3 protein-coding genes are annotated in these 3,936 nt (G+C 74.9%); 2 read left to right on the top strand and 1 reads right to left on the bottom strand.

Translation table 11 applies throughout. The features are described 5' to 3' along the window. The first annotated feature begins 117 nt into the window (after positions 1–117). A complete protein-coding gene (locus CTKZ_RS19320; RefSeq protein ID WP_124344442.1) occupies positions 118–1,620 on the top strand; it encodes a catalase in 1,503 nt (500 codons plus the stop codon). A 208-nt stretch (positions 1,621–1,828) separates the two neighbouring features. Continuing rightward, complete coding sequence (locus CTKZ_RS19325; RefSeq protein ID WP_225916911.1) at positions 1,829–2,224, top strand: DUF1844 domain-containing protein; 396 nt, start codon at positions 1,829–1,831, stop codon at positions 2,222–2,224. A gap of 172 nt (positions 2,225–2,396) precedes the next feature. On the opposite strand, the gene CTKZ_RS19330 is transcribed toward CTKZ_RS19325, so the two are convergent. Beyond that, positions 2,397–3,758, bottom strand: a complete 1,362-nt coding sequence (locus CTKZ_RS19330) for an MFS transporter (protein ID WP_235843564.1) — start codon at positions 3,756–3,758, stop codon at positions 2,397–2,399. Between the last annotated feature and the right edge of the window lie 178 nt (positions 3,759–3,936).

The raw sequence follows: 3,936 nt of genomic DNA on the forward strand, positions 1-3,936 counted from the left end.
GGCCGCGGCCGCCGCCGCCGACTGACCGGCCGCCCGGCGACCGCCGAGCACGCCGGCCCTGACGGGCGCCCGGTACCCGGGTCGCGCGTCGCACCACCCACCCTGGAGAGGACACCCATGTCTCACGTGCCCCCGACGACGACGAACAGCGGCGCCCCCGTCGCCTCCGACGCGCACTCGCTCGCCGTCGGCGCCGACGGTCCGATCGTCCTGCACGACCACTACCTCGTCGAGAAGCTCGCGCAGTTCAACCGCGAGCGCGTACCCGAGCGCGTGGTCCACGCCAAGGGCGGCGGCGCGTTCGGCACGTTCACGACGACGGGCGACGTGTCCGCCTACACGCGTGCCGCGCTGTTCCAGCCGGGTGTGCAGACCGAGATGCTCGCGCGCTTCTCGTCGGTCGCGGGCGAGAACGGCTCGCCCGACACGTGGCGCGACCCCCGCGGGTTCGCGCTGAAGTTCTACACGTCCGAGGGCAACTACGACCTCGTCGGCAACAACACCCCGGTCTTCTTCATCCGCGACGGGATCAAGTTCCCCGACTTCATCCGCTCGCAGAAGCGCCTGCCCGGCTCGCACCTGCGCGACAACGACATGCAGTGGGACTTCTGGACGCTGTCGCCGGAGTCGGCGCACCAGGTCACGTGGCTCATGGGCGACCGCGGTCTGCCGTCGTCGTGGCGCCACATGGACGGCTTCGGCTCGCACACCTACCAGTGGGTCAACGCCGCGGGCGAGCGGTTCTGGGTCAAGTACCACTTCACGACCCAGCAGGGCATCGACAACCTCACGGCCGACGAGGCCGCGCAGCTCGCCGGGTCCGACGCCGACCACCACATCCGCGACCTGTTCGGCCACATCGAGGCCGGCGACTTCCCGCGCTGGACCCTGTCGGTCCAGGTCATGCCGTACCAGGACGCGACGACGTACCGCTTCAACCCGTTCGACCTCACGAAGGTGTGGCCGCACGCGGACTACCCGCTGGTCGAGGTCGGCGTCATGGAGCTCAACCGCAACCCCGAGAACTACTTCGCGCAGATCGAGCAGGCGACGTTCGCCCCGTCGAACTTCGTCCCCGGCATCGGCGCCAGCCCCGACAAGATGCTGCTCGCGCGGATCTTCTCCTACGCCGACGCGCACCGGTACCGCGTGGGCACCAACCACGCGCAGCTCCCGGTCAACGCGCCGCACTCCGACGTGCACTCGTACTCGAAGGACGGGGCCGCGCGCATCGCCTTCGCCGCCCCCGACGTCCCGGTCTACGCCCCGAACTCGGCGGGCGGTCCCGCGGCCGACCCGGCGCGCGCCGGCGAGTCCGGCGGGTGGGAGTCCGACGGCGCGATGGTCCGCGCCGCCGCGACGCTGCACGCCGAGGACGACGACTTCGGCCAGGCGGGCACGCTCTACCGCGAGGTCTTCGACGACGCGGCGCGCGCCCGGTTCCTCGAGACGATCACGGGGCACGTGGGCGGCGTGCGCCGCGACGACATCCGCGAGCGGGCCATCCAGTACTGGACGCAGGTCGACGCCGGCCTCGGCGCGCAGCTCCGCGCCGCGCTGACCGGCGCTGCCCCCGTCGAGACCGGCGAGCCCGCGACGGCGAGCGTCCCGGTCGCCTGACCGCACGACCCCGCACGACGAGGCCCCGTCCCGCCGACCCCGGCAGGGCGGGGCCTCGTCGCGTCCGCCGCGCCCGCATGACGGGCGGGCGCGCCGGCCTCGCGGCGTCGTGCCGGGCGTCCGGGCGCCCGACAGGAGAGGCTCGACGGCCGGCGCCAGCGGTCTGCGACGGTCGGAGGCGGGTATGAGCGGTGAGAGGATCGAGCCCATGACCGACTCCCCCACGTCCGACGCCCCCGACACCGCCGAGACGACCGACGGCTCGGTGACCGGTGCGACGCGCGACATCGCGGACGTCGCCGCCGTCGAGGTCATCACGACCGCCGCGGTGCACCTCATGAGCGCCGCCGCCGTCAAGTGCGGGCTCGCGGAGGACGGCCCGGACGGCGCGGGTGCCGCGTACCTGGACCTCGACGAGGCGCGCAAGCTCATCACCGCGCTCGCCGCGCTCGTCACGGCGTCCGCCCCCGACATCGGCAACCAGCACGCGCGGTCGCTGCGCGACGGGCTCCGCACCCTCCAGCTCGCGTTCCGCGAGGCGTCCGTCATCCCCGACGCCCCTGGCGAGGGGCCCGGCGAGAAGTTCACGGGCTCGGTCGTCTGAACGGCGTGAGCGGCTCCCGACGCTGGGGTCGCTGTCACCCGGAGGCGCCGACCGGGCCGACGGGCGTCGTCTGACGCGCCGGGGGTGTCGCCGGCGCAACCCCGGCGTGGGACGTTCCGGGACGCCGCCGGCGCGAGGGGCGTCAGACACCCGCGGGGTCCTTCGAGGGGCCTCAGACGCCCGCGGGGTCCTTCACGACGACACCCTCGGTCACGACGACACCCTCGGTGGCGAGCGGCTCGCGCGGCGTGACCACGGTCGGCTCGTCGGCGGCGGCCGACGCCCGTGCGTGCGGCGTCCCGTCGGCGTCGGCAGGCACGGGAGCGGCGTCGTCGCGCGGCGCCGCATCGTCGACCGACCCGCCGCGCCGCGCGGACGTGACCCGCAGGACCACGAGACCACCGACCGCGACGGCACCGCCGACGGCCGCCGCGGTGAGGAAGCCGTGACCCGGCGTGCCGTGGTCGATCACCCACCCGCACAGCGGCGCGCCGAGCGCGTTGCCGACGGTCGACATCGTCCCGCTCCAGCCCATGACCTCGCCGCGCCGGTGCTCGGGCACGAGCCGCACGAGCGTCGCGTTGATCGACGACAGCGCGGGCGCGCACGGCAGGCCCGCGAGCACGACCGCGAGCGCGAGCCAGACCGGGACGGGCGCGAACGCCGCCGGCACGGTCGCGAGCGCCAGGATCGCGACGAGCGCGAGCGGCGACGGCGAGCGGCGCCGGGCGCCGTGGACCAGGCCGCCGACGACCGAGCCGCCCGCCCACAGCGCGATCATCCAGCCGACGTCGGACGCGCGGCCCTCGTCGTTGAGCGCGGCCACGAGCGACACGTCGGTGCCGATCAGCACGAACGACGCCGCGAGCGCCGCGAGCAGCACCACGACGAGGTCGGGTCCGAGCACGCGGGCCCGCGCGCGCTCGACGACCGCTGCGGTGTCGAGCGGGGTGGCCGAGCGCGTCGGCGGGTTCGCCCAGAACAGCAGGACGCCCGCGAGCACCGTCGTGCTGCCGACGACGGTGAGGGCGACGGACGTGGACACCTGGGTCGCGAGCACCACGCCGAGCACGGGCGCGAGCATGAAGGTCACCTCGACGGCGACCGAGTCGAGCGCGAACGCCGACCGCTGCTGGGCGAGCGGCACCATGACCGACAGCGACTGGCGCGTCACCGAGAACACGGGCACGAGGAACAGCCCGGCGACCACGGCCGCGCCCACGAGCGCCTCGTAGGAGAGGTGCGGCGCGACGACCCAGACGGCCGACTCGACCACGATGGACGGCGCGATCGCGCGGCGCAGGCCGAGCCGGTCGACCAGCCGCCCGCGCCACGGCGCACCGACGGCCATGCCCACCGTCATCGCGCCCGCGACGAGACCCGCCTGGGCGTAGCCGCGGTCGAGCGCCGTCACGACGTGCAGCGTGAGGACCACGCCGGTCATGGCGTGCGGGATGCGGGCGACGAACGACACGGCGAACAGCCGCCCCACCCCCGGGAGGCGCAGCAGCGCGCCGTAGGGGAAGCGGGACATGGCGACCATTGTCGCCCGGGGCGCACGCTCCTCCGACCGAATTCCCGGGCCCGCGGGCCGGGTGTGACGCGGCTCGCGTCCGACGAGGGCCGGCATCAGGACGGACCGGGCGAACCCCCGGACCGGCACCCGTCCTCACCCGCCACGGTCGATCCCCGGACGGTCGCGCGCTCGTATC

Source organism: Cellulomonas algicola (assembly GCF_003851725.1).
GTDB classification, from domain to species: Bacteria; Actinomycetota; Actinomycetes; order Actinomycetales; family Cellulomonadaceae; genus Cellulomonas; species Cellulomonas algicola.